The 2,221-nt window shown below is 30.7% G+C and carries 2 protein-coding genes; both read left to right on the top strand.

What is annotated here, in order from left to right; translation table 11 throughout:
- Positions 1 to 926 (top strand): hypothetical protein (locus U9Q18_02460; GenBank protein ID MEA3313221.1); only part of this gene is annotated, 926 nt, incomplete at its 5' end.
- On the top strand, positions 923 to 2,221 hold a 1,299-nt coding region (gene pglZ / locus U9Q18_02455; protein MEA3313220.1), incomplete at its 3' end, for a BREX-4 system phosphatase PglZ. The genes U9Q18_02460 and pglZ, both read left to right, overlap by 4 nt.

Here is a 2,221-nt window from a genome sequence, read left to right as displayed (position 1 = left end):
TGGGTGAGGTTCTCGGTTTCTTAAGCAAGCCATCTTATGGATTGTATCCTAATATGGTCAATATGGCTGCTGTTGGGTTTTTGATGAGAAGATATGTAGGGAGATTGTACGAGGCAGGAACTGGAAAACCAATAGAGAAAGAAATAATGAGAGATAAAATCTTGAGCCTTTTTAAATATTGGGAAAATAACAAGGATTATTTAGGTAAATTAGAGGTGCGTTTTGGAACAGAAGAAGAAAAAGAACTTGTTGAGTTATTAACGGATTTATTTGATTTAAAAGACGTTGGAAGTTTGAATGATGTTAGGTGGAAAATAAGAGAATGGGTGAAAGAGTCTTCTTGTCCCTTGTGGATTTTTAAACTGAGTGAAAAGTCAAATGATTTGACTAACAAAGCAATAGACAATATGTTTCAACTAATACGATCCATTGATAAAGAGATCACTTATGATGATATAAAATTGTATTTAAACGCAATTAAGGATGTTCATTATGACTTAGGTTTGATTATAAAAAAGGAAGAAGCACAATCGTTATTCGGGGAATGGCTGAAACAAATAGAGCATGTAAATATTTCGGACACGGAGATAAATGAAGTTATAGAGTATACAAAAACTAATATGCAGGAAGAAGTTGCTTCTTGGAGCGAGGATAAAGTTCTGTTAAAAGTCAAAGATTGGTGGATTGAAAAGGAAAGGGAAAAGAAAGAAGAAGAAGAGGAGGAGGAAAAAGAGAAAGAGAATGAAGGGGGTGGTGTAGGTCCATCAGACAATGGTGAAGTTATAAGCCATGAAAGAGTAGAGAAAGTAAAATCCAAAATTGAAAAATTAGACGGAGAAAAAGCTAAGGAGACATTGATTAAGCTGCTAAATGACCATCCAGAGATTGCAAATTATATTGAAAGATATATGGATGAATTAATATGAAATTAAATTCATTAGAAGAACTATATGAGGAAATTGAAAGGGATAAAAAAACCAATGCTCCCTCGGCAAGAAGATATCCTGCAAGGTTTGTGTTTTTGTGCTCGTTTAAATCATTACGAAATCTTGTTTCTTATCTAAAAAACAAAGGCATTAATCTTATGGAACTAACCACTTATTTACCTAAAGAAGATGGATGGTTGACTTCTAATGATATTATAAATGCAGTGAAAAATATAAAACAAGATACCATTTTAGTGCCTCTTTCAGAGATTCTGAGATTTTTTAATAGAGAGGACTTTTTTGTTGTTATTAAAAGCTTATCCGAATTAGAAAATAAAGATAATCTAAGATTGTATATCCCTTTTATCGGACTTTTAGAAAGATTTGAAAAAGATTTCTGGGATAACTTTTACAGAAAGGGAAATTGGGCACCTATTTGGATATTGAATGAACCTATTGAGAAAACTACAATTTATCAAATAAGCTTTAATCTAATGAATATCACAGATAGAAAACTTGTCTCAAACAGTAAAGAATGGCTTGATTTATGGAAAAAAAGCGATACTACAGAGATTGTTTCTTCTTCAGAATCATTGACTTATTTTTATAGAAATTTTTTACCAGATGCCCTGTTTGATTTAAAAACTATATCAAATCAAAAAGAATATTTAGAGATTTTTTTTAATGCTAAAATTTCTGTTGAATTTGAGGATAACGAAAGTAGTTTTTGGAAAAAATTGCTGAAAGAGATAATGTCGTGGGATGTTAAAAATCTAAATTTGGAAAACATATTTTTAAAGCACTTCAATTTGAATTCTTTAGAAAATTTAGAAATTGAAAATTATCTAAGATTGTATATGGATTATAAAGATAACTTTGATAGATGGTTATTAAAGAATTTTTTATTGCACTATGAAAAAGTAAAGAATAGTTATCTCCTTAAAGTGTTCAGTAAACTTAATCATTTTGATGATAAGGCCTTAATTGGTTTGGTTTGGTTTGGGATATTCGAGGGTAACCCTAAAGAAGAATTTTTTGCAGAGAGAAAGAAGCTTTTAGAAATTTTACACGAAGATTTGGAAGAACTGCTTGGTTCAATTGAGAACAAAATAGGGGAAAAATTAGACTCCCTGAACAGGCTTACAACTAAAGGGAAACTTAAATATTTAACTGACATAACCTTTGTCGAGAGGAAATATATAGTAAAAATGCTAAAAGACAGCCCTAATTTTAGTGAAGACTTAAAATTAGTTAAGAGCATATACCCGGAATTATATTACTATCTAAATTGGGAT

Source organism: Caldisericota bacterium (assembly GCA_034717215.1).
Taxonomy (GTDB): Bacteria; Caldisericota; Caldisericia; order Caldisericales; family Caldisericaceae; genus UBA646.
This window is presented reverse-complemented; position numbering and strand designations above follow the sequence as displayed.